The sequence below is a fragment of the Fictibacillus sp. EA-CB0309 genome (genome assembly GCF_055814265.1).
In genome coordinates this window covers 2,671,647-2,695,533 of record NZ_CP169271.1, presented here as the reverse complement: position 1 = coordinate 2,695,533, position 23,887 = coordinate 2,671,647, and the positions used below count along the sequence as shown (strand labels likewise).

Below are 23,887 nucleotides of genomic sequence, written 5' to 3'. Positions count from 1 at the left end.
GTAATAAATTTATTCCTGGAGGTTTTTACAATGAATAAAAAACCGTCATTAGAAAAGGAAATACAGAAACGCGAAATCTTGATGAAGGACGAGCAAACAAACGCTTGGTTTTACGAAGATCATATAACAGCAATAGTGAACCGCGCAAAAAAAGAAGGAGCTTTTGATGATCTAAAGGGGCTTGGCAAACCTCTCAATATTGACGAAGACCTTGTGTACAATCCGGAAAAACGACTTCATAAAATTATGAAAGATAATAACGTATTACCGAATTGGGTGAAACTTGGTCAAGAGATAGACGTATTAAAAGAAGAACTAAAAACGTATACGGTTGAATATAACATCAAAAAAACAGTAGAAACCATTAACCAAAAAGTGTTTCAGCATAACTTAACTTGTCCGCCAACTGCACAGCGGATGAAAGTAAATCTGGGGGACATTTTGAAGAAATAATTGGAGGGTGTATGTCGAAAATAAGTACGTTAAATGCAGAACATTACCAATGGGGAGATGCATGTGATGGATGGCACCTTCTTAAGCATGATGATTTGAGCATCATTCATGAAAAAATGCCTCCTCAATCAGCTGAGGTCAGGCATTATCATGTGTTTTCACACCAATTTTTCTTTTTATTAAACGGAGAACTCGTTATTGAAAAAGATGGAGAGGAAATACTACTTGGCGCTCATCAAGGAATAGAGATACCTGCAGGAACAACTCATCAAGTTCGTAACGAATCAGCTAGTCCTGCAGAATTTCTTGTAACATCTCAGCCCCCTGCACATGGGGACAGAGTGGTTGTGAAAAAGTAAAAAGCATCAGCACGGTGACCCTTTAACTGCAAAGGGTCTTTTTTGTATCAGAAATCTTTTGACATGACTGCTCAAGATAAGGGAAAGATAGTAAAAAACGTAATTGGAGCAAAAAGATGCTAAGATACACAAATGCCACGAATAAAACAGAGAGAATAGAACATTTTGAAATGCCCAAAGAAAGTAATACGCTTTGGATGTTCTATCAGTCTCCTCATGAATTGCAGAGCGACGGCATTTTGCAGCAATTACAGCTGCACCCATTAGCTGAAGCTGCATTCACAAGCTTTTCAGAACATCCTCAAATTAATGTTTATGCAAACCATGCTGTTGTTTCCACTTTTTATTTAGAAACAGAGAGCCTTGAACCTGTAAGAATAAATCTTTTGATTGGTGATAGCTATTTAATCGTATTGGCTGAACGTGAGATTCCTTTTAGGAAACAGCTTGTAAAAGATTTTTCAGAAAACCCAGAGCATATGAAACATGTGAGCTACATGCTGTATTATTTCATGAAAGATATTGTTAGTTCCTATTTAGAAGTTGTGGATCAGCTGTCAGATGAGTTCTTAGAGATTGAGAAAAGTGTGTTCATTGATCCTCAAAAACGGGAGATCGGCCGAGATGTATACCGATGGAAAAGCCGTCTGCATAAGCTAAGGCAATTTGTTGAAGCAGAAGAGAGCATCATACAGAAAATGGGGCACGATGACTTTGAGTACGCGAATGAGGAGTCCGGATTTTACTTTAAAGATCTGCTTTCCTCTTTCTCAAGAGTAACTGCAGCCTTTGACAGTTTTAAGGAAAATCTGCAAGGTATTTTAGATCTGCAGATGTCTTTAAAATCTGATCACATGAACACCATTATGAAAACATTGACACTGGTTAGTGCAGTCTTTATTCCACTTACTTTTTAGCCGGATTATACGGAATGAATTTTGAGTATATGCCTGAATTGAAATGGCATTACGGGTATTTTTTGATGTTAATGCTGTCCTTAGTGATGGCAATATGCATCATTGGTTATTTTAAGAAAAAAAGATGGTGGTGAGTGTTACATAAAGGCTCTTCTCTAAAAATTTTTCTTAATATTGTTTTTATTGTCTTCTTTGACAGTTCATTGGAGTGGAAGGTGTGAGACTACGGCTAGGACAGGCGGGCAGTCCGAAAAGTGGAAGTGGCTCGTTCAGCCCCGACAAGCAAAAGGTGAATGGGCTAGGAAGGCGCACTTTGCCTTCTTGTCCGTTTAACTTTTGACCTCGAGGGGCTAGCCACTGCAACTAGACAGGTGTCACCGCGTGCCCCGCGGAAAGCGAGCAACCTGAAACGGAGATCAACTACTTTCAAATGCAACAATGAATACGAAAACAGCCTACATAAAAAACAACAAGAGGCGGAAAATAAGGAAAAGGAGGCGGCGCGCTTGGAAAAAAGACCTTATTATATAAACGTAGAGACTGGTGAAATTCTTCCAGTAAAAACAGCTTCGACCTTTCAGTTTGAAATATCTGCATCAGACGAAGACGTAAGAAAGCTTGCAAAAATGTTTGATGAGATGGAAAGTACGGCGAATGATACGTTTGTTCGTACACATCTACCTTATGTTCCCTATTCAAATGACCGGGATAACGACCGGTATGATGTGAAGTTAAGAGAAGTTTATCAGCTGATTCATGATTTGGGGCAGGAAGAAACGCGGAATTTTATAGAGACCATGAGTAATTATAATCATGTAAAAAGGCCAGAGACTGAGTAATCTCTTGGCCTTTACCTTTTTAGTAGACGAAAAATGCGATGTAAATGATGATAATTACTACAGCAGTAAAACCGATATATGTTAAAAATATAGGGTTAAGAACGGCTGTATGTCTCGTAACAGCAGCATTTACTTTATCTTGTGTATACGTTTTTTGCTTTCTTCCGAGTTGAATCGTCCACCAAAGTCCACCAGCCATAATTAGAACAGACAATATCAGGATTAGTGTAAACAAACGTTTTCACTCCTTAAATCTTGTTTATCCTAGCTTTTGTGAAATCAGCGGGTTTCATGCATCAAGACTGAAGGTTCATTTAATGATTCTAGGCGCTGCAGCTTTTTTTACGAGCGTTAAAATGCGTTCCTGATCATTCTTATCAAATATATTGTATTGATCACTCTCAATTTTCAATACCGCTGTCTTGTCGTAAGCTGAAATCCAGTCTTTATATTTAGCATGAAGTGTTTTGTAATAGGCTAATAATTCAGGATTCTCATCCACTTGTTCATAAGAACGGCCTCTTTGTCGAATGCGGCTCAATACTGTATCAAGATCACTGTCCAAATAAATGAGTAGATCGGGACGTGATTTTGGGGTTTTATCGATTTCATTCATCATCGTTTCAAGTAAATCCTTGTATGTGTCAAATTCAAGCTGTGTCATATTGTCAGAATCAAAATTAAGTTCTGCAAATATCAAATCTTCATAAAGACTTCGATCCAGAACATTATCTGGACTCGTTCTCGCTTGGCGAATGGTTTTGAAGCGAGTATTTAGAAAATAAATTTGAAGCGGGAAAGCCCATCGCTTCGGGTTTTTGTAATAATCGGGTAAAATAGGGTTGTCAACAACGCTTTCGTAAAAATCTCGCTGCCAAGCTGATCACTCAAAAACTCAGCATATGTGGACTTACCCGTACCGATCATACCTGCCATTAAAATCACGGTATATCCTCCGTTTCAATTCGATACTTATGTAAGAAATAAAAATGAATCATCTATATATGGTATGTAGGGCTAAATAGCCTTTCTAAATATATCATGTAATACAAAAGGTGAACAGAGGTTGTTTGCTGATCAAGTAAATTATGTAGGGGAACTATGCAAGAGTATTCAATAGCCACAACCATATCACTTGAATTATAACGATACGGGAAAGATAATAAGTGCCACAAATAATCAAAAGCTACTCATAAAAAGAGGCGTAAGTAAGGGGAATCATGATGACCATAAAAATAAAAGTATACTCGGATTTTGTTTGTCCATATTGCTACCTAGCAGAAAAACCACTACTAGAAGCAACAAAAGATAAAGATGTTGATATCGAGTGGATGCCATACGAACTGCGTCCATACCCGCAAGAAACATTGAAACCAGAAGGCGACTATTTACAAAGAGCATGGCAGGAATCCGTTCAGCCTCTTTCGAAAAAAATGGGTGTTCAAATGATTTTGCCGGATGTCTCGCCTCAGCCTCATACACACTTTGCACATGAAGGTCTGCTTTTTGCGAAAAGGCATAGTAAAGAGAAGGAATATTCACATCAAGTTTTCAAGACTTTCTATCAAAAAGGAAAAGATATTGGAGAGGTTGCGGTACTCCGAGAAATTGCCGAAAATATTGGTCTTGATGGTGAAAAGTTTCAACAAGCGTTAGAATCCCGTGAATTTAAAATGGAGAGAGAATTGTATTTGCAGCAAGCGAATGAAGAACTGCAAATTACAGCTGTTCCTACCATCTTTATCGGTGACCGGGTATTAAAAGGTCTTCATCCTCAGGCAAATATTGAACGGGCCTTAAGAGGTGCCATTCGAGATGCGAAATTCGAGTTTTGTGAAGGTGACGAATGCGAATAATAACTAAAAAAGAGCGCTTTGAAGGATTTCCTTCTTAGCGCTCTTTTTCGTTCTTAACAATGAAAAAAGGGGTTGTTGATAGGGATGTCTATAATATAGCAAGACACTAAAAAAAATGGCTGAATATGTGATTTTTTTGATAAACGTTATCACTTTGTGACAAAGTCGCGCTGACGGACTAAAGACTTCTGTAAACAAAAGAAAAAAGCCCATTAGGGAGGGCTTTTTCGGGAAAGGGAGTACACCATTATAAGACGAATGAAATGATAGAAAGTTTCAAAAAATGTTAATTTTCTTTTCGATTTCTTAAAAAAAGTGATAAAGTAGAAAAACAGAACAAGAAGAGAGAAGGAAAAGAGAGATGAGGGGTTTTTTAGCGAAGTGGCATCCTGCTGTTCTAGTAATCATAGCGGGTACACTTTTTACAAGAGCGGCATTTTTTATGACGATGCCTTTTCTAGCGATTTACTTGTATAGTGAAAAAGGAATTGAGCCTTTTATGGTAGGTTTGATTATTGGCATCAGTGCACTTACCGGAACATTTGGCGGTTTCTTTGGAGGATATTTATCGGATCGCATCGGACGATTGCCTGTGATGACAGTCGCTATCTTTACGTGGAGTGCAGTGTTTGTTGGATTTGCTATTGCGGATCAAGTGTGGCATTTCTTTTTATTAAATATGTTGAACGGACTTTGCCGCTCTTGGTTTGAACCGATATCCAGGGCTTTGCTTGCAGATGTCACAACAAAGGAAAACCGGCTAAGCGTATTTAATGCACGTTATTTTGCTATCAATGTCGGTGCAGCAATCGGACCTGTTGTTGGAACGCAACTTGGAACAACATCGTCTACAAAAGCGTTCTATATTACGGCAGTTGCATATTTGATGTATGCTTTATTAATCGTCATCACGTTAAAAGGGAACTCATCTGAATTAAAAGCCGGAGAAGAACGAAAATTCTCGATGAAGTCCGCTATCCTCGTTCTATCAAAAGATAAAGTGCTTGCTTTTTTTCTGATTGGGAACACAATTGTTATGATGGCACAGTCACAAATGGATACTACACTTGCGCAATATATAGGAAACGCTCCGCAATTTGAGAACGGTGTGAAGCTGTTTGCTTATCTAGTCGTAACAAATGCTGTGACGGTTTTACTTTTGCAGTTTCCTGTCACGAACTATGTCAAACGATTTCAACCGATGAACGCACTGCGGTTTGGGAGTTTTGCATTCAGCCTTGCGCTATTGGGTTTCGGCTTATCGACTAGCTGGATTTTCCTCGTCATCTCAATGGTTTTTTTAACGATCGGAGAAATTATAGTTTTTGTAATGAGTGATGTGCTTCTAGACGACCTAGCGCCAGAGCATATGAGGGGTACATATTTTGGAGCGATGTCTTTTCGTTCGATAGGATTTAGTGCAGGACCTTGGATTGGCGGATTGCTATTAAGCACGTTTGGATTTGAACACGGCTTTTACGTGTTCGGCTGCTTAACGCTTATCTCACTTTTGTCTTTACCGTTTTTTCAGTATGGAGAAGGTATTCGCAAAACACTCACAGATCAACAGTCTGTTTCAACTTAAGAGAGGGGAATTTTATAATGATAACAGGAATTGAACACACAGGTATTATGGTATCCAACATGGATGATTCAATCGCATTTTACACGGAGGTACTTGGACTAAAACTTTTAGATCGCTTCGATCATACAAGTGTTCCTGTAGAGCTAGCATTTTTAGGAGTTGAAGAAAAAGTGCTTGTGGAATTAATTGCTGGTTATACGGGAGAGGTTACGAATGAAGGGAAAGTTCATCACATCGCCTTTTCTGTAACGAACATTGAAGAGAAGTATGAATGGTTAAAAGAAAAAGGTGTTATGATGAAAGACAAAGAAATTACGGAACTTCCAAATGGAAAATACTTTTTCTTTTATGGTCCTGACGAAGAGTCCCTTGAATTTTTGAAAGTAAATAGAAATAGAGACTGCAGAGAACTTCTTTGCAGTCTTTTTTTATGGTTTGTAAAGTTTGTTTAGAGGAAGAGGGTAATGAAATAGTCATAAAGAAATTTATAAACGTATCTAGATTCCAGGCAGCGTTTCTTTTAAATACTGATTGGAGCAATATTCAACACCATATTTATAACGGTGTTCTCGAACATTACGTGCTTTCTTTGGATCAATTTGAATCCGTTTGATCTCGGGATACGTTTCCATGATTTTCACTGCGATTTTATCACCAGGTTCATCAGGATCAGTTAATACATAAACTTCATCACAAAGAATTAATGCTTCTTCAATCGCCCTTCTTTCTTTATGACGAAACGATATCCCGTTTAATATCACAAAATGGGCATGTGGATGAACACTTTGCACTCTCAGTTGATCACTTTTGCCTTCAACGATGTATCCGGTCATAGCGCCTCCTGTAAAACATAAGATTCATTATAATTTTATGGAGAGCATATCGATAATAGTACAACTTCAAAGAATTTATTTGGACAATGAAAAGGAAGTGTATGAATTGAAGAAGCTGCTATACATAGTGAAAGGACTTTTTCATAGCTTCTTTTGGCCGCTGGTTATATATGGTTTGTTTTTGCTGCTAAATGACATACAAGGTTTGATAAGCGGTGTACTCATATTAATTTTATGTTTCATTGTATTTTGTGTGGGATTTATCGGTTTGCTGAAGAAAAACTCATCATCTTTAGCCAAACAAAAAATGCGAATCTCATTCTTTATCATTATTCTTATTACGATATCAACGGTCTTTTTTTCAGTAACAAACTATGTTTTAGAAACCTCATTATCCCAAACCCTATCAGCTAGAGTGAAAAATCAATACTATATGGAAGCCCTGCTTGTTGAAAAAGATAGGATTTTTGAGAGGATTACATTCTTAAAGACTCTAGAAAGTAAAACCGATCCTGCTTCATCCGTTTTCTATGAAAAACATGATGACAAATTGGCGCTGGCGGCACAAGTGCATATCCGCAAAGTTCAGGCTTCCCATAATAAAGCGATTGATGAGCATCAACCTGTTCCAGTCACGATTATTTTATATCGAAACCCTTTAATCTTTCAAAAACACTTGCCTAGCCATTCTTATGAAAACCTGCAAGCGCTTTATGTTCCGTCTGAAGAAACAATTCACCTGCTTGTTACGAAACAAATGGACGACGATCGCGACCGATTCCTAGAATTGATCGGTCATGAGTACACACACCATTGGATCGTAAGTTATTTATCTGAGAACGGGATGGATAATCGCCACTTGCCTAGGTGGTTTGAAGAGGGCATTGCAGAGTATGCAGGTAAACAAAGTGTAAGAAAAGTACCGAACTTTGCTCCGCTTAACTTAATTCCATTTACACGATTAGATTCTGTAGAAGAATGGGCATATGAAAACCGCCGTAACTCCCCGCATCTTCCATATCGTCAAAGTTATTATGCGGTCGATCAGCTAGTTCGGGATGGTAAAGGAGCGAAAATAAAAAATCTTTTGCTCAACAATAAAGAAAACTTTTACAGATTGTTTCAAAAAGAAATAGAGATGTCGGTTATTGAGTTTGAGGTTCGTTTTCTTCGCGATGAGATGATGCTTTATAGAGAACATAGAGGTGATTAAAAGTTTGAAACATGATAATTCGAGAAATTCACAATATAATCCGGCGAGTTTTCTCACTAATCCGGCGAGAATTTACAATAATACGGCGAGTTTTTAACATATATCGGCGAGTTGTCAAATATCGACATGAATTCACCCTATTGTATGGTTGAACCAGCAACAAAACAAAAAAATTGACCCCAGATTTGGGGCCAATTTACTCATCTGCTTTTTAATTTACGCTTAATAATAGGCAGCAGCCTCTTTTTCCTTGTTTTAATAAATAGGCGAAAGCCATTCCTTTAATTCCTTTGCTGATTCGTCCCATCTTGTCATCCTCCTTTTTAAAATCATAGGTGTTTCATGTAATATACCCGAATTCAGCCTGCCGCAATCCTTTTATTCCATTACTAGATACTTGTCTATACGTTTCAGAAGTTGATGAATAAAATGAAGCGAATACAATTTTACAGGAGTTGAATAGTTTGAATAGCAGAAGTTTTCCTTTCTTTCCTGGCCAAGGCGGACAGGGTGGCGGGCAAGGATTCGGCCCTCCAGGGGACCACCAGGCGGACCACCAGGCGGCGGTGGCGGTGGAGGTGGGATGGCACCAACATCAGCACCACCTTCATTCACACCGTCCCAATCACAAGGGTTTAGCTTGCAAGGAGGCGGAGGAGGTGGTGGCGGTGGCCAGTTCGGTGTATATGCAGTTGATCCGGGTGCGATCCGACCTTGCCTGTATCAATACGTTTACATCTGGCCAACATGGGGACCAGGTTTCTGGGCTTGGCTTACGTTTGCTGGACGTCGATCGATCGCAGGATTCCGCTGGACCGGTAACCGCTGGGTATACTTTGGAATGGATACACGCCAAATCAGTTCGTTTTATTGCTATTAAAAATAACCGCCAAAGGGCGGTTGTTTTTATTTCTTAGGTATAGCGAGTGTTCCAGTACTTCCCAAGAATGATCCGTTTTCATGTGAACAGGAATCCTTTTTGATGATACATATTGAACTGCTTCCCAAACGAGCGGGGAACACCAATCTTCCATTAAATCGTGAGGTTCGACCCACTGAATACCTATTGAATCTTGAAGAGGTATGTCTGCAATAGGCATTTTTGAATCTGCATCAATTGAACATACATAATAAACAGTAGTATGTTGAGAAAGAGTCCACTGCTTATAGTTCCACGGCAGCTCGTAACAGCGTTCTCCTAACCTCACACCTCTTAATACGTGATAGCCTGTTTCTTCTAAGACTTCACGGACTACTGTCTCATATTCTGATTCATCTTCTTCAGGTGTCCCGCCAGGTAGGTCAAGGCGATTCTTATAAGGACCACCCCTTTTTTCAATTACAAGCAGGTGTCCGGTCTCATTTATACATATACAATAAATGCCCTTATGTGTATGGATACAATAACCTCCTTCCTAAAAAAACACCTTTTCACTTTAACATGAAAAGGCATTTTACCAATTATTCTTTTACAAGCTCATTCAGTTCTGAGGTAAGTGCCTCGAACTGGTTAAAGCTTTCAACGACTTCTTCCACACATCGATGCTGTTCTTCAACCGATGCTAGAACTTCTTCTACGGATCCGCTTGATGTTTCTGCAATTCCGGAAACAGACTGGATTTCTCCTACAATATAACCTGTTGATTCATATAATTGATTAATCAGTTCTTGAACTTGTGAAGATTGTGCAGCAACTTGATCGGTGTTTAATAGAATTTGGGTAAAGTTATCGGCAGTTTTCTGCGTTGCTTCAAGGCTTGATGTGACAACGCCTTGTGAACCATCTACAAATTGAGCAGCTTGTTGAGCTTTACTTCGGATTTCCCCAAGAATATTAGCAATCTGTTTCGTGGAGTTCTGTGAGTCCTCTGCTAAGCGGCGGACTTCATCGGCTACAACTGCAAACCCTCTGCCTTGGTCGCCAGCTCGTGCTGCTTCAATGGCTGCGTTTAAAGCAAGTAAGTTTGTTTGTGAGGAGATTTCCTCTATCGTTGTTAAGATGCCTTCAATCGACTCACTTTGAGCATTTAATTCGTGCATCAATGTGTTCGTTTGATTCATAAGTGCGTTTACTTCTTTCATTTTTGAAGTGAGCACTGATACTTGGTTTTCACCAGCTTTAGTAATAGACGCGGTTTGTTCAGACAGTTGTTTCATATCGTTAGAGTGCTGAAACAGTCCCTTTGCTACATCATTTGTACTGGTTACAGATTGGCTCATTCCGCCAACACTCACAGCCTGAGATTCTACGCCTTTTGCAACTTCGGTAAAAGCGTATGTGATGTTGCTTGAGATTTCACCCGTTCTAGTTACGTTTTCTTTTACAGATTGACTAAAACGATGCAAGTTTTCTGATGCATCTTGTATTTTGGCTAATAAATGCTGAAGCTTCTTTTTGTCGCTTTCCGCTTGTTTTTCAGCGTTTAAAATATTGTGTTGCATACGCTGACCAATCTTTGCTTGAGCGACAAGTGCTGCAGTAATAACGATTAGAAACACATTTAAGGATATGATTATTTTAGGATCTTGTCCGGCAAACATTGTATCTTTGTACTGAAAAAAGAAAAAATTCGTTAACAATAATCCGCAAATACCCGATAGTAAGATAGAAATGTAGTTGTGATACAACGTGATAACAGCTAAGCATACATAAGTCATAAGGTAAGTGGAGATCTTTGGATTGGTGTCTGCCATAATAAGCGTCAGTACAGTCAAGCCAATAACAACATAATACTGAACAGCATGAGGTGCCCACTTTCGATACGTCCAGACAGTAAGTGAGACAAGAATAAACAATCCAGCTATTCCATAGAACATGACACTATCGATTGTTTTTGTACTTGCATATGTACTGCCTAAACCTAGAAAATACATTCCCCATAACATTTTTGTAACAAGTTTGTTCGTTTGTAAATTTGAGGCAAATGATGGATTCAAATTTAGTCATCTCCGTTTTAGAATGTATAAGTGCTGTTCATTATATCGACAATATCTTTACGAAATTAAAGAGATGCTTTGCCAGGAAGTAACAATTTTTTTACGACCTTCGTCAAATTTTATGAGGTGATTAATAATGACACAAAAGACATGGACAATGGTTTTAACAGTAGGGTTAGTAGTTTTGCTCTCAGCATGTAGTAGTGAATCAAAAAACCTGAAACAAAAGAACCCGCAGCTAAGACAACTGAACCGTCACAAAAAGAAAGTAAGGAAGAAACAAAAGAAGAGCCAGCTTCAGAACCAGTATCTTCTATTGAAGAAGAAGGTACGTACATTGGGCAGATCGATAATAATTCAATTGAGGTGGAAGCTGCAGGTGAGACTCTCGTTCTTCGTTTATCAGAAGAGGTAAGAGAATCGGTAGCAAATTTAAAAGACGGATCAAAAGTTAACATCACGTATAAAAAGAATGAGAACGATCAATGGCTGCTTGAGAAGATAACACCCTTAGAAACAAGTTCAGATGAAGAGACAGAAACGAAAATGCTAAATTATTCTGTAAACGGTACTTCGGTGGAAGAGGAAGCAACTCTAACAAAGAGTGAACAGCTGGATTACCATTTCTATAAACTAGGAGACTTTGAGTTTACAGCTGAAGAACCGCGAAAGGATTTACTTTTTGCTACGGCTTTTGCTGAGACTTTTGTACGAATAGAGCCTCTCTCAGAAGATGCTTCAATTGATGATTTAAAAGAGTGGGCAAACGATGAACTGAAAGCGGTTGGTGAGGTAAAAGAAGTGAATGGCAGTGAGATAGCAGGCCCGGCATTTGAATCTACTTCACTATTTATCACAGCTTCAAAAGATTCGTTCAAGAAGTACATTGTGATTCAAAATCTAAGTAACGGAGATCTCGTAAAATACACAGTGAATCTACCAGAGCATAAGAATGCAGCAAAATGGGAGAAAGCCATCTGGGCAATGCTTTCCACTCTTCAAACAAAATAAAGTGGACTTCAATGGTTCTTTTCTTTAGGTTTTAGCTTCAACTTAATTTTTGCTCATTATCTTCTTTGCGAAGTTGATTGGAGTGGAAGGTGCGAGACTCCTGCGGGACAGGCGGGCAGGTGAGACACTTAAGAGTGGAACGTACAAATGTGGCTCACCGCCTGCCCCCCGGAAAGCGAAGCACCTAGAACGGAAATCAACCACTTTCAAGAACATCAAAGTTAATCACAAAAAAGAATCATAAATGTAGCATGTGGCATATAATATTTACAAAGGATAAAAAAGTTTCCTTTAGGAAAGATAGGTGATTGCCATGTGGTACAAAGAGAGTTCATTATTTAAGCTGCAGCAGTACACATTGATTCTTCACAAACTAGGTATTTTCTCTCAAGAAGATAAGGTAGACATACTAGGGAAAATTGATAACTATAAAATGAAAATTGGAATGAAAAATTAGGGCTGCCCTCAAGGGAGCCTCTTCATTTGCTCATAAAGCCATACATAGAAAAAACCCGGCAATCGCTGCCGGGTTTTTATATATGGTTTAGGCTTATTTTTTAGTTACGTTAGCTGCTTGAGGTCCGCGAGCTCCGTCAACGATTTCGAATTCTACTTCTTGACCTTCGTCAAGTGATTTGAATCCTTCAGATTGAATTGCAGAAAAGTGTACGAATACGTCGTCTCCACCTTCAACCTCGATGAATCCAAAACCTTTTTCTGCGTTAAACCATTTTACTTTACCTGTTTGCATGTGAATGCCTCCTAGAACGTTTGCACATTTGTGCCGGAATTACCAAACTACTTTCAAACTCTTAAATTAAGACGAAATCCAGTACTGAATGGTTGTCACAAATATATCACAATTGGTAATGCTCTCGCAAGGAACTTTTCTGAAAAATAGGAATAAAGAGACAGGACTTAGTTGGAGAAAACAAAAACCATCTTCCTTCTACTCAGTAGCAGGAGATGGTTTTAATTCGTGTGAAGGACGTGTAGCTACGATGCCAGTTGCTTTAACGATCTGGTTTAAAATATTTACCCTTGATTGATCATCGAAGTTTTGTGCTTTAACAAAAGCATAGCCATCTTCATTTGACACATAGCGGGGAGGCAAATTATTGAGTGTAATCGCAAATACATCTGCTTTACAAATCTCACATTTGCATGGAAGTTGAAGTTGTCCCCAATAATTTTTTAGTGCTTCGTCTACTAGAATTTCCATAGCATTTTTTACATTCATGGGCTTTTTACCCCTTTATACACAATCTATATGAATAGAATAGCTTATTCTTACTACATATGTAAACTTATACGTCATTTAACAAGACTATTTAACTATAGTTATTTTCGTTTCCTTTCACAATCGTTACTATCTTACTAAATTGACTATAATATATGATTTTTCTGAAAATAAACTTGAAATCATATATGATTTGAGATTAACATAGAAATATGAAGACTCAACATAAACCAAACAAACAGCAATATGCTTACCAAGTCATCCGTTCTCGTATTTTAGATGGCAGGTATCCGCCTGGTCACAAGCTAGTGATCGACCAACTGGCAAGGGAACTTCAAACGAGTGCCATTCCTGTTCGTGAAGCGATCAGATTGCTTGAAGCGGATTCCTTAATTTCATTTAAACCCTACTCGGGAGCGATTGTAACCCCATTCGATGAACAAGCATATTTAGAAACACTATCCGTTTTAGCCGTATTGGAAGGTTTTGCGACTGCAGAATCATCTACCCACTTTCCTCATGAAAAACTTGAAGATTTAAGAGCGTATACAAGACTTATGGAAGATGCACTTGATTCCCTTGATTTTTCTCTCTTCTCCAACTACAACAAAGAATTTCACAAACTCACTTACCAGTACTGCACCAATCAGTTTTTAATGGAACAGATTCATTCAACATGGGAAAGATTGGGCACAGTTCGCAAATTAGGTACAACCATGAAACCATCCAGAATGAAGCGTTCAATCGCTGAACACTATCAACTGATTGAAATGCTTGAAAGAAGAGAAGATCCGAAGATGATAGAGACTTTTGCAAGGAATCATAAGTTGAATACGCTAAAAGCATTTCTTGAGGATGACCCTCAACATATTGTTTAAGGAGATGAAAAAATGAACGTAGAAGAAGCAAAAAAATCATTGAGAGGATCCATCGCACCAATCATCACCCCATTTCATGATGATGAGTCATTGGATCTCGATACGCTCAAAAGTTTAATAGATTGGCATATCCAGTCTGGCAGCCACGGTATCTCTGTTACAGGAACAACAGGGGAGCCTTCGTCACTGACGTTAAAAGAACGTGAGCTAGTCATGGAAACAGCAATAAAAGCGGTAAACAAGCGTGTTCCAATCGTACCTGGAACAGGTTCCACCAACCATCAAGAATCTCTTCACTTAACAAAACTCGCTCAAGAAATGGGTGCGGATGCCGCTATGGTGATCGTCCCATACTACAACAAGCCTTCTCAGCATGCTCTATATAAACACTTTAAACTGATCGCCGACTCAGTAGACATTCCGCTTATCATTTATAACATCCCAGGAAGAACAGCAGTAAATTTAGAAGTTAAAACACTAGCCCGACTTAATGATGACTGTCCAAACATAATAGGTGTAAAAGAATCGAATAAAGACTTCGAACACATTAACCGTGTGCTATTAAACTGTGGACGTGACTTTTTGCTGTATTCAGGCATTGAACTTCTTTGCTACCCGATGCTTGCGATAGGTGGAGCAGGGTACATATCAGCAACAGCGAACGTATTGCCTTCTAAAGTAGCAGAAGTGTATAACGCATGGGATTCTGGAAATGTAGAAGAAGCATTGAAGCTTCATTATGACTTGATGCCATTAAACGATGTTCTTTTTAAAGACACGAATCCAGCGCCGTTAAAAGCAGCACTTGGAATGATGGGCAGAATCAACCCGAAATTAAGACTGCCGATGGACCTGCCAACTGAGTCTTTGCAAAAAGAGATCAGAGCCGTACTTGCTGATTACGGATTAGTCGAAAAGATAGGGAGTGAAGTATAAATGAAACACGCACGCGTGATTTTTGAAGGAAGAGAACAAAAAGGAACAATTGTTGATGATGTGATTACATTCTCATCTGGTAAAACGGCAAATGTAAGTGAGATTGAAACATGGCTGCCCCCGTTTCAGCCGAACAAAATGATTGGACTCGCATTAAATTACGCAGATCATGCAGATGAACTAGGACTGGAAAAGCCGGCAGAACCTGTACTTTTTATCAAGCCAAATTCATCACTTGTTGGTCATAAAGGGCAAGTGTTCTATCCAGATGGCGCAACTTACATGCACTATGAAAATGAACTTGCGGTTGTCATTGGTAAAGAGGGAAGAAACATTAAAGCTGAAAATGCGATGGATTTTGTAAGCGGTTACACAATTGCGAACGATGTAACAGTTCGTGATTTTGTGAACAACTGGTATCGACCGCCGGTTCGTGCGAAAGGGCATGATACGTTTGGTCCGATGGGTCCTTATTATGTGGATGCTGCTGACATCCCGGATGTTACAAATCTTGAACTGCGGACGTATGTGAACGGTGAATTAAGACAGCAAGGGAACACGAAAGATCTAATGTATTCTATCCCTGAGATCATTGAATTTGTTTCGTCATTTATGACGCTTGAACCATATGATGTCATCTGGACAGGTACACCAAAAGGAATTTCTCACGTTCATCCTGGCGATGTAGTAAGGCTTGAGATTGATTATCTTGGAGTACTTGAAAATACGATTGTTGATGGACGTACTGAAAAGGTGCCAACTGGAGGGAAGGATCATGAAGCCGGAAATTAAGGAAATGATTCAGCACTATATTAACGGACAGTTTGTAACGGGGCATAAAGGAGACTACTTTGTTAACGTCAATCCTTTTACGAACGAAAAGATTAACACGGTAAGTGAAGGAACGAAAGTAGACATCAATGCAGCAGCGAAAGCGGCAAAGGAAGCGTTCAAACAAGGTCCTTGGGGCAAGCTGAAGCAGGAAAAGCGTCTTCAATACATCTATAAAATTGCCGAGCTGATCGACCGTGACATTGAAGAGATCGCCTTGCTGGAATCGTACGATACAGGACTGCCTATTGCTCAAACGAGAAAAATGGTAGGACGTGCTGCAGATAACTTTAGATTTTATGCAGAAATGGTAAAAAACCGCATGTCAGGCGAAGCGTATCACGTTGATGACGAGTTCATGAACTATACGATTCAGAAGCCTGTAGGTGTAGCGGGACTCATTACGCCATGGAACGCGCCTTTCATGCTTGAGACGTGGAAAATTGCGCCTGCACTCGCAACTGGGAACACTGTCATTCTAAAACCAGCTGAGTGGTCACCATTAACAGCTAATAAACTAGCAGAGCTTGTGGATGAAGCTGGACTTCCGGCTGGTGTGTTTAACGTCGTTCATGGGTTTGGTGAAACAGCTGGTGCGTCCCTTGTTGCTCACCAAGATGTGCAGCTTATCTCGTTTACTGGTGAGACGAAGACAGGTTCAGAGATTATGAGAAATGGTGCTGCCTCTTTGAAGCGTTTTTCAATGGAGCTTGGCGGAAAGTCGCCGATCATCGTATTTGATGATTGTGATTTTGAACGTGCGCTCGATGCTTGTGTGTGGGAATCTTCTCTTTTAACGGGGAAAGATGTACAGCGAATTCTAGATTATTCGTTCAAGAATTGATTAAAGATGAGTTCGTTGCTCGTTTAAAGGAGAGGGTAGATAACATTATCGTTGGCGATCCATCAGATCCGGATACTGAAGTCGGCCCTCTTATCCATAAGGAACACTATGAAAATGTGCAGCGTTATTTACAGATTGCTAAAGATGAGGGTGCGGAGATATACAGCCAGCCTCTCTCCGAATCTCATAAAAAAGGAAACTTTGTTGCACCAACTCTTCTATTAAACGTAAAAAATGATATGACTGTGGCACAAGAAGAAATCTTTGGTCCTGTCTTGTCGGTCATAACGTTTAAAGATGAAGCAGAAGTAATCGATTACGCAAACGATATTAAGTATGGCCTTGCTGGCTATGTGTGGACGAACGATATGAAAAAAGGTCTTCGTGTCGCAAATGCCGTTGAAGCCGGAATGTTATGGGTAAATTCGCAAAACGTACGCGACCTTCGTATTCCGTTCGGAGGCTCTAAAAATTCAGGAATCGGCCGTGAAGGCGGACATTACGCGTTTGAATTTTACACAGAGATGAAAGTGGTGCATGTTGCACTCGCTGATCATCACATTCAGCAGTTCGGAAAGAAAAAACAAACGCTTCAGACAGAAGCGAAACATTAAGGAGGGATTTCTTTGCCTGCACGCACGGGGAACAATATATTCAAGGAATTTCAAAGGCTAAGAATAATGTTTGGATTCATGGTGAGAAAGTAGAAGATGTACCTTCTCATCCAGCATTTCGAAACATCGTAAGATCCATTGCCAACTTGTATGACCTCCAGCACGAAAAAGCAGACAAGATGCTATACACCTCTGAACAAACGGGTGATAAAGTAGGCCTTTCTTTTATCGCTCCTAAAACGGTAGATGATCTCATCCGCCGTCGCGAAATGATTTCTGAGTGGGCGGGCTACACAGGTGGAATGATGGGTCGAACACCTGATTACCTGAATACGAGCGTCATGGCATTTGGTACGTCGGGTAACTTTTTTGCGCAAAATGATCCGATGTTTGCGGAGAACGCAAGAAAGTATTACGACTATTGCCGAGAAAATGATATCAGCTTAACGCATACGCTCATTCATCCTCAGACGAACCGTTCGAAAAAGCAGTCTGAACAAAAAGATCCATATTTATCTGCTCGCATCGTTGAAAAAAATAAAGATGGAATTGTAGTCAAAGGTGCTAGACTGCTAGCAACACTAGGTGGTGTAACCGATGAAATCGTCGTGTTTCCATCTACGTTGAATAAGGCTTCATCTGAAGACGATCCGTATGCAATGGCTTTTGCGATTCCGAACAACACGGAAGGATTGAAATTCTTATGCCGTGAATCGTTTGATACGGGTCGAAGCCAATGGGATCACCCGCTTAGCTCCCGATTTGAAGAAAGTGATGCAATCGTTGTTTTTGATAATGTGCTAGTACCGTGGAATCGCGTTTTCGTAAGCGGCAGCTCAGATATTTGTAACCGTACGTACGTGGAGACGAACGCAATCGTTCACATGGCGCATCAAGTAATCGCGAAAAACACAGTGAAAACGGAATTTGTGCTTGGCGTGATTTTAAACATGATGGAATCAATCGGTATTGATGTGTTCCCGCATGTTAAAGAGAAAGCATCCGAAGTAATGCTTATTTTAGAAACAATGCGTTCTCACCTCTACCGTGCAGAGCACAACGCTTCTATTGATAAATACGGAAACATGACGCCGGACTTTGCACCGCTGAACGCAGCGCGTAACTGGTACCGAAAATGTATCAGCGCATCGTAGAGATCGTGAAGATTTTAGGTGCATCAGGTCTGATGGGGATTCCAACAGAAGCTGACTTTAACGCAGATGATATTGGCGAACTCGTACATCGCTATACACAAGGAGCCAACATTGATGGTTATGAGCGCACGCAATTGTTCCGTTTAGCATGGGATATCTCCATCAGCACGTTCGGCGGCCGCCAAGCGCTTTATGAGTATTACTTCTTCGGAGATCCGGCCCGTATGTCGAATATTTATTATGATCAATTTAACAAAGAGCCTTATAAAGCAATGGTGAAGGATTTTCTGCAACGCGTGAATTCTAAAAGCCATAATTACACGAGTGTATAGGAGGTAGTCGTCATGGATTTTAACATTATACGAATCGCGCGTGTTGTCATGAACGTAACCGACCTCCATGCTTCCCGTGATTTTTATGTAAACGCACTAGGTTTTATTGAAACAGCCGCTACTTCAGAGTGGATGGCACTACGGGGGCTGGAAGAGCACTCTCATCACAGCCTTCTTTTGAAAAAAGCAGATAAGCCTGGCGTTCATGTAGTGAGCTATAAAGTTTGGGAAGATAGCCACTTGAATGAGCTCGAAACCTTTTTAAAGGAAAAGGAGCGAAAGTACTGTGGAAAGACGCAGACTCTGCTGTTGGAATAGGTAAGAGGTTATGTGTAGAAGACCCTTCTGGCATACCTCTTGAGTTTTTCGTAGAGATGGAAAGTGTTGAACGCTGCATTCAAAAGTATGATCTGTACCGTGGGGCTCGTGTTCAGCGTATCGATCACATCAACTGCATGGTTCAAGATGTGGAAGCTGCTGTTCAGTTCTATACAGATGAACTCGGATTTAGAGTTTCGGAATATACGGCAACAGAAGATGATCGAACATGGGCAGCATGGCTTCACCGCAAACCGACTGTTCATGATGTTGCCTTTATGAACGGAGAAGGACCCGCCTTCATCACGTAGGCTTTTGGCTGTCTGATCCAATGAGCCTGATTCATTGCTGTGATGTGATGGCGAGTATGGGATATGCAGATAATATCGAGCGCGGACCAGGACGTCACGGCTTATCAAATGCATTTTTCCTTTATGTTCGCGATCCAGATGGAAACCGAATTGAGTTATATAATGGGGATTATTTAACGAGTGATCCTGACTTTAAGCCAATCAAATGGGATATTAACGACCCAAGACGCCAGACGTTCTGGGGACATAAAGCTCCTGACAGCTGGTTTAACGAGGCGACTTCTTTCTTAAGTTTGGAAAAAGGAGAGCCTGTAGAGCTGAAAAGTCCTACTTTGGCGCAACGTAAGCCTGATTTTGTGACTTGATACAGGGTGCGGTCAAGATATGAAAATGCAGAAAGCCGGCTCCTCTTCAGTGTGAGCCGGCTTTTGTGTTATATGGAGGAGAAGTGAGCGATTCTCAAGTTTTATGAGCGATTCTCAAGTTTTATGAGCGATTTCAAAGTTTTATGAGCTATTCTCAAGTTTTATGAGCGATTCTCATGTTTTATGAGCGATTTCCAAGTTTTACGAGCGATTCCTAAGTTTTACGAGCGATTCCCAGGTATTACGAGCGATGCCCAGGTTTTACGAGCGCAACCCAAAATCTACGAGCGCATTGCCTTACAACATCTCTCACTCCAATTCATTCTTAATATAAATAAGCCCGCTGTCAGTCAACCGTGTTCCTTTTCGTCCTTTTGCTTTGACGATAAACCCTTTCCGCTCCAAGAGATCTAAGCGCAATCTGACTTGAGCTTCCGACAATTTAACGCCTTGTGATTCCAAATCCATCAATAAGCTTTTCCGGCTGGATGCTTTACCAGAACGATGGTTGCGATAGATACAGCTCAAAATCGCAGCTTCTTCATTAGGAGCTATAAGCGGCAATTCCTCCGCGCTCGCTGCAACCTCCTTAACCACATCAGCGACCAAATTCTTCTCGAAATTTCGTATTCTCATCACTTCCTGAGGCAGATCCAAAACCGTAATCTTCTCTCCGTCACATACAGCAAGCATATAATCAATGGCATTCTTTAATTCTCTAATATTACCTGACCAAGAACGGTTCATAAGATGGCCAACCACTTCGCTTTCCACTTTCATTTTTTTAGTAGAACGCATCGCTAAAAAATGATTCAGTAAAAGTGGTATATCGCCTTTCCGCTCACGCAGTGCGGGATTTTTAAATAAAGAACATTCAACCGGTGATACAGATCTTCGCGGAACAATCCTTGTTTTATGTCAGATGCCAGGTCCTTGTTCGTGGCAGAAATAACCCTTACGTCGATTGGGAGTACACGTGTTCCTCCAACCCGCCTTAATTCTTTTTCCTGCAGAACCCGTAAGAGGCGTGTTTGAAGTTTGACACTGATATCTCCAATTTCATCGAGGAAAATGGTACCGCCTTCTGCCTGTTCGAAGAGGCCTTGTTTTCCTCCTTTTTTTGCTCCTGTAAATGCACCTTCTTCATATCCGAATAGTTCACTTTCTAATAAATCCTCTGAAAGTGCAGAACAGTTTACTGCCAAGAAGGGACCGTTTCTTCTACCGGATTCGTTATGAATGGAACTTGCAAAGAGTTCTTTACCCGTGCCGCTCTCGCCTTGTATGAGGAGGGAGAGGTCTGTTGCAGCCAGTTTCTTCGCAATATTTTTTGTTCGGACGATTTCTTCGGAGTCACCAATGATATCGTTAAAAAATACTTTCCGATATAGCCTTTTCGTTTCAGTTCATGTCGTGCGGCTTTCTCCATCGAGATTGTCGTGCTCGTGTTTTTAAATGTAGCAATCATCGTGTTTTCGGCCGGCAAAGTAAACCGGTGAACCATAACATTTGTATCATTGATCGTAAAAAATTGGTCAGATTGTTCATTTTCAGTATCTATTAAAAAGTCCAGCAACTCTTTGTCTTTAATAATTTGCTTGATATGTTTTCCCACAGCTTGTTTTGAAGCAGTGGAAAATATGTTCTCCAGTTCTTCGTTAAATACGGTAACCTTTCCCGTATGATCAAATGATAGAATACCATCATTTACACCATTTAATACTTTGTCTAAGTGTTCGTTAAGTTGAAGGGCCTTTTGATTTGCAAGTGCAAGTTTCTTGGACAACTGAATAATTTTTTCTGTAAATCGTTCAGAAATGCCTGTTGCCAGGTCTTCCAATACACCAAGTTCGCTCAAAATCTCTGTTATAGTAGTAATGTCAATTAGGCGTACACCGATATTAATGATTCTCTTAACCTCTTTCGGCACTAGATGCATCTCGCCGGGTGTCACAGCGATATCTGCATATTGATAGTGAGGAATGCCAGGGTAATAGGGAAGATAATTCAAGTGATCGATTCCTAGATGTACGAGAGTTTGTACAGACTGTTCGACTGTTTGAGGAAAGTCATTCACATACATAACATCTGTACCTTCTGGCAGTTGTAGAAGCTGATCCATATATTCGTAGTTGACGGTGCGTCTTGCCGTAATCACTTTGCAAGATTCACTCAAACAGTGAGCTACCTCTCGTTTTATAAGATAAGAAGATAGAATAACAATTTCGTTCTCGAGCTGTGAAGGAAGCATCTCTTCGGAAGAATAGCTTTTAATATGAAAAAAATCGCCTAATATGGATTGAAGTTGATGTGATAGTGCAATACGTGTTTCTTTTGTACCTGCTAACAGAACAATTTGTTTTTGGGCTTCCATCATATACACCTTCTTTTAATGGTCTCTTATAGGTCGTTTATTGGCTATAAAACTATTATCTAATAAACATCCAATTAAGGAAACCAAAACTTTAAAAACCTTTAACATAGGGAGACTGAATGTTGGCACAATTCTTGCAAATAGTATAAGGTGAATTCTAGAAAAGGGGGAAGTAACGTGGAAAAGAAAAAAGATTTACGATGCCGGATACGTTTGTTATCGTGTTTTTTGTTGTAGCATTAATGGCACTATTAACGTATGTCATTCCGGCAGGTCAATTTGAAACGAAAGAAACGACCTATACGCAAGGCGGGGAAGAGCAGACGAAAACAGTTCTTGTTCCTGACAGCTTTTCGTATGTAAAAGGGGAAGACGGTGAGCCTGCTACTCAAGGTGTCAGCCTGTTTGAAGAAGGCGGCGGTGCCGGGTTCTTAAACTATATCTTTGAAGGCTTGGTTACTGGTGATAAGTGGGGATCTGCTGTTGGGGTTGTTGCGTTTATCCTTATAATCGGTGGCGCATTCGGAATTATTATGAAGACGCGTGCGATTGAAGATAGTATTTTAAAGATGATTGACCGTACAAAAGGAAAAGAAGTCCTTATTATTCCGATTATGTTCTTGTTATTCTCTTTAGGTGGAGCCGTTTTTGGAATGGGTGAAGAAGCCATTGCGTTTGCGATGATTCTTGTGCCAGTCGTAATTGCGCTTGGTTATGATGCGATTACAGCGGTTATGATTACGTATGTTGCCACACAGATCGGATTTGCCACATCATGGATGAATCCGTTTGGAGTAGCGATTGCGCAAGGGATTGCTGGAGTTCCCGTTTTGTCCGGTGCACCTTTCCGTATTGGTATGTGGGCATTCTTTACATTAGTGGGTATTGTTTATACATGGATCTATGCTTCTAGAATTAGAAAAGATCCTAAACGTTCATTATCATATGAGTCCGATGCTTACTTCCGAGAAGATTTTAAACAAACGGATATTAAAGCGAACTTTGGAACAGGACATATCCTTATTCTTTTAACAATAGTAGCAGGGGTAATCTGGATTGTATGGGGCGTTGTTGAAAGAGCATATTACATTCCTGAAATTGCAACTCAATTTTTCACAATCGGTTTAGTTGCGGGTATAATTGGAGTAATCTTCAAATTAAATAACATGACAGTAAACGGTATATCTGATGGTTTCAAACAAGGAGCTAGAGATATTCTCCCTGCAGCCCTCATTGTTGGTATGGCTAAAGGGGTTATTATCATGTTAGGTGGAGACAACCCAGCTGAACCTTCCGTATTAAACACAATGCTCAATGCAGCTGGTGGTCTAGTTTCAGATGTACCAGTAGCCGTTTCAGCTTGGATCATGTATGTATTCCAAGCCGTGTTTAACTTCTTTATCGTTTCAGGTTCAGGTCAAGCCGCTCTTACTATGCCGTTAATGTCTCCGCTTGCTGACATGGCAGGCGTTACTAGACAAGTGGCAGTACTTGCGTTTCAGCTTGGTGACGGATTTACAAACATGATTGTACCGACTTCCGGGGCATTGATGGGAACATTGGGTGCGGCACGTATCGAGTGGTCCAAATGGTTTAAATTCCAGATTAAGTTTCAGCTATTGTTATTTATTTTAGCTTCTATTGTAATTGTTACAGCAGTCCTTATTGGTTTTAAATAATCTATCTT

23 protein-coding genes and 5 pseudogenes are annotated in these 23,887 nt (G+C 40.1%); 18 read left to right on the top strand and 10 right to left on the bottom strand.

Features of this window, described 5'->3' with window-relative positions:
• Positions 1–30: 30 nt before the first annotated feature.
• The 4 genes and pseudogenes from ACEWFH_RS15015 (at position 31) to ACEWFH_RS15000 (ending at position 2,568) form a co-directional block, all read left to right on the top strand.
• Positions 31–453, top strand: a complete 423-nt coding sequence (locus ACEWFH_RS15015) for a DnaJ family domain-containing protein (protein WP_473724626.1) — start codon at positions 31–33, stop codon at positions 451–453.
• An 11-nt stretch (positions 454–464) separates the two neighbouring features.
• Positions 465–812 carry a cupin domain-containing protein gene (locus ACEWFH_RS15010; protein ID WP_473724625.1) on the top strand — a complete coding sequence of 116 codons (348 nt, stop codon included), beginning with the start codon at positions 465–467 and terminating at the stop codon, positions 810–812.
• 116 nt (positions 813–928) lie between these two features.
• Positions 929–1,863, top strand: a pseudogene (locus ACEWFH_RS15005) (magnesium transporter CorA family protein).
• A gap of 372 nt (positions 1,864–2,235) precedes the next feature.
• Positions 2,236–2,568 (top strand): hydrolase, encoded by a 333-nt coding sequence (locus ACEWFH_RS15000; RefSeq protein ID WP_473724624.1) that lies wholly within the window; start codon positions 2,236–2,238, stop codon positions 2,566–2,568.
• Between the two features lie 19 nt (positions 2,569–2,587).
• Here the strand turns inward: ACEWFH_RS15000 and ACEWFH_RS14995 are convergent, their stop codons facing one another.
• Together ACEWFH_RS14995 and ACEWFH_RS14990 are read right to left on the bottom strand one after the other, a co-directional pair.
• The gene (locus ACEWFH_RS14995; protein WP_473724623.1) at positions 2,588–2,803 is read right to left on the bottom strand and encodes a hypothetical protein; all 216 of its coding nucleotides are present in this window, start codon (positions 2,801–2,803) and stop codon (positions 2,588–2,590) included.
• 75 nt (positions 2,804–2,878) lie between these two features.
• A pseudogene (locus tag ACEWFH_RS14990) lies at positions 2,879–3,504 on the bottom strand (deoxynucleoside kinase).
• A gap of 284 nt (positions 3,505–3,788) precedes the next feature.
• Here ACEWFH_RS14990 and ACEWFH_RS14985 point away from each other — a divergent pair.
• The 3 genes from ACEWFH_RS14985 to ACEWFH_RS14975 all read left to right on the top strand — a co-directional run bounded on the left by ACEWFH_RS14985 (position 3,789) and on the right by ACEWFH_RS14975 (position 6,461).
• Positions 3,789–4,424 (top strand): DsbA family oxidoreductase, encoded by a 636-nt coding sequence (locus ACEWFH_RS14985; protein ID WP_473724622.1) that lies wholly within the window; start codon positions 3,789–3,791, stop codon positions 4,422–4,424.
• Between the two features lie 361 nt (positions 4,425–4,785).
• Positions 4,786–6,009 (top strand): MDR family MFS transporter, encoded by a 1,224-nt coding sequence (locus ACEWFH_RS14980; RefSeq protein ID WP_473724621.1) that lies wholly within the window; start codon positions 4,786–4,788, stop codon positions 6,007–6,009.
• 17 nt (positions 6,010–6,026) lie between these two features.
• The gene (locus ACEWFH_RS14975) at positions 6,027–6,461 is read left to right on the top strand and encodes a VOC family protein (RefSeq protein WP_473724620.1); all 435 of its coding nucleotides are present in this window, start codon (positions 6,027–6,029) and stop codon (positions 6,459–6,461) included.
• 45 nt (positions 6,462–6,506) lie between these two features.
• Here the strand turns inward: ACEWFH_RS14975 and ACEWFH_RS14970 are convergent, their stop codons facing one another.
• Complete coding sequence (locus ACEWFH_RS14970) at positions 6,507–6,842, bottom strand: ribonuclease M5 (RefSeq protein WP_473724619.1); 336 nt, start codon at positions 6,840–6,842, stop codon at positions 6,507–6,509.
• Positions 6,843–6,948: 106 nt separating this feature from the next.
• On the opposite strand from ACEWFH_RS14970, the gene ACEWFH_RS14965 reads away from it, so the two are divergent.
• Both ACEWFH_RS14965 and ACEWFH_RS14960 read left to right on the top strand, forming a co-directional pair.
• Positions 6,949–8,055, top strand: coding sequence for a hypothetical protein (locus ACEWFH_RS14965; protein ID WP_473724618.1), 1,107 nt, complete (start codon positions 6,949–6,951; stop codon positions 8,053–8,055).
• Between the two features lie 583 nt (positions 8,056–8,638).
• The gene (locus ACEWFH_RS14960; RefSeq protein WP_473724617.1) at positions 8,639–8,935 is read left to right on the top strand and encodes a hypothetical protein; all 297 of its coding nucleotides are present in this window, start codon (positions 8,639–8,641) and stop codon (positions 8,933–8,935) included.
• On the opposite strand, the gene ACEWFH_RS14955 is transcribed toward ACEWFH_RS14960, so the two are convergent.
• Together ACEWFH_RS14955 and ACEWFH_RS14950 are read right to left on the bottom strand one after the other, a co-directional pair.
• Positions 8,913–9,437, bottom strand: coding sequence for an NUDIX domain-containing protein (locus ACEWFH_RS14955; protein ID WP_473727316.1), 525 nt, complete (start codon positions 9,435–9,437; stop codon positions 8,913–8,915). The two genes, ACEWFH_RS14960 and ACEWFH_RS14955, sit on opposite strands and share 23 nt — an antisense overlap.
• Before the next feature lie 79 nt (positions 9,438–9,516).
• Entirely contained in the window at positions 9,517–10,992 is a 1,476-nt protein-coding gene (locus tag ACEWFH_RS14950; protein WP_473724616.1) for a methyl-accepting chemotaxis protein, read from the bottom strand.
• Positions 10,993–11,358: 366 nt separating this feature from the next.
• Between ACEWFH_RS14950 and ACEWFH_RS14945 the strand changes: the two genes are divergently transcribed.
• Entirely contained in the window at positions 11,359–12,003 is a 645-nt protein-coding gene (locus tag ACEWFH_RS14945) for a hypothetical protein (protein ID WP_473724615.1), read from the top strand.
• A gap of 304 nt (positions 12,004–12,307) precedes the next feature.
• Positions 12,308–12,460, top strand: a complete 153-nt coding sequence (locus ACEWFH_RS14940; protein WP_473724614.1) for a hypothetical protein — start codon at positions 12,308–12,310, stop codon at positions 12,458–12,460.
• Between the two features lie 93 nt (positions 12,461–12,553).
• On the opposite strand, the gene cspD is transcribed toward ACEWFH_RS14940, so the two are convergent.
• Together cspD and ACEWFH_RS14930 are read right to left on the bottom strand one after the other, a co-directional pair.
• Entirely contained in the window at positions 12,554–12,754 is a 201-nt protein-coding gene (gene cspD, locus ACEWFH_RS14935; protein ID WP_066237152.1) for a cold-shock protein CspD, read from the bottom strand.
• A gap of 198 nt (positions 12,755–12,952) precedes the next feature.
• Positions 12,953–13,243 carry a late competence development ComFB family protein gene (locus ACEWFH_RS14930; RefSeq protein WP_066237155.1) on the bottom strand — a complete coding sequence of 97 codons (291 nt, stop codon included), beginning with the start codon at positions 13,241–13,243 and terminating at the stop codon, positions 12,953–12,955.
• A gap of 212 nt (positions 13,244–13,455) precedes the next feature.
• Between ACEWFH_RS14930 and ACEWFH_RS14925 the strand changes: the two genes are divergently transcribed.
• From ACEWFH_RS14925 to hpaD, 6 genes and pseudogenes are all read left to right on the top strand, one after another.
• Entirely contained in the window at positions 13,456–14,121 is a 666-nt protein-coding gene (locus tag ACEWFH_RS14925; protein ID WP_473724613.1) for a GntR family transcriptional regulator, read from the top strand.
• A 12-nt stretch (positions 14,122–14,133) separates the two neighbouring features.
• Positions 14,134–15,057 (top strand): 2,4-dihydroxyhept-2-ene-1,7-dioic acid aldolase, encoded by a 924-nt coding sequence (hpaI, locus tag ACEWFH_RS14920; RefSeq protein WP_473724612.1) that lies wholly within the window; start codon positions 14,134–14,136, stop codon positions 15,055–15,057.
• Complete coding sequence (locus tag ACEWFH_RS14915; protein WP_473724611.1) at positions 15,058–15,849, top strand: fumarylacetoacetate hydrolase family protein; 792 nt, start codon at positions 15,058–15,060, stop codon at positions 15,847–15,849.
• Positions 15,794–17,346: pseudogene (gene hpaE / locus ACEWFH_RS14910) on the top strand (5-carboxymethyl-2-hydroxymuconate semialdehyde dehydrogenase). Before ACEWFH_RS14915 ends, hpaE begins: the two are co-directional and overlap by 56 nt.
• A 12-nt stretch (positions 17,347–17,358) precedes the next feature.
• Positions 17,359–18,832, top strand: a pseudogene (gene hpaB, locus ACEWFH_RS14905) (4-hydroxyphenylacetate 3-monooxygenase, oxygenase component).
• 12 nt (positions 18,833–18,844) lie between these two features.
• A pseudogene (gene hpaD, locus ACEWFH_RS14900) lies at positions 18,845–19,826 on the top strand (3,4-dihydroxyphenylacetate 2,3-dioxygenase).
• Positions 19,827–20,135: 309 nt separating this feature from the next.
• On the opposite strand, the gene ACEWFH_RS14895 reads toward hpaD, so the two are convergent.
• The 3 genes from ACEWFH_RS14895 to ACEWFH_RS14885 are packed head-to-tail and all read right to left on the bottom strand — an operon-like array spanning position 20,136 to position 22,203.
• The gene (locus ACEWFH_RS14895) at positions 20,136–20,624 is read right to left on the bottom strand and encodes an AAA-type ATPase lid domain-containing protein (RefSeq protein WP_473724610.1); all 489 of its coding nucleotides are present in this window, start codon (positions 20,622–20,624) and stop codon (positions 20,136–20,138) included.
• Positions 20,625–20,638: 14 nt separating this feature from the next.
• The gene (locus tag ACEWFH_RS14890; RefSeq protein ID WP_473727315.1) at positions 20,639–21,139 is read right to left on the bottom strand and encodes a sigma 54-interacting transcriptional regulator; all 501 of its coding nucleotides are present in this window, start codon (positions 21,137–21,139) and stop codon (positions 20,639–20,641) included.
• Positions 21,022–22,203 carry a hypothetical protein gene (locus ACEWFH_RS14885; RefSeq protein ID WP_473724609.1) on the bottom strand — a complete coding sequence of 394 codons (1,182 nt, stop codon included), beginning with the start codon at positions 22,201–22,203 and terminating at the stop codon, positions 21,022–21,024. Before ACEWFH_RS14885 ends, ACEWFH_RS14890 begins: the two co-directional genes overlap by 118 nt.
• A gap of 197 nt (positions 22,204–22,400) precedes the next feature.
• Between ACEWFH_RS14885 and yfcC the strand changes: the two genes are divergently transcribed.
• Positions 22,401–23,879, top strand: a complete 1,479-nt coding sequence (gene yfcC / locus ACEWFH_RS14880) for a putative basic amino acid antiporter YfcC (RefSeq protein WP_473724608.1) — start codon at positions 22,401–22,403, stop codon at positions 23,877–23,879.
• Positions 23,880–23,887 lie beyond the last annotated feature (8 nt).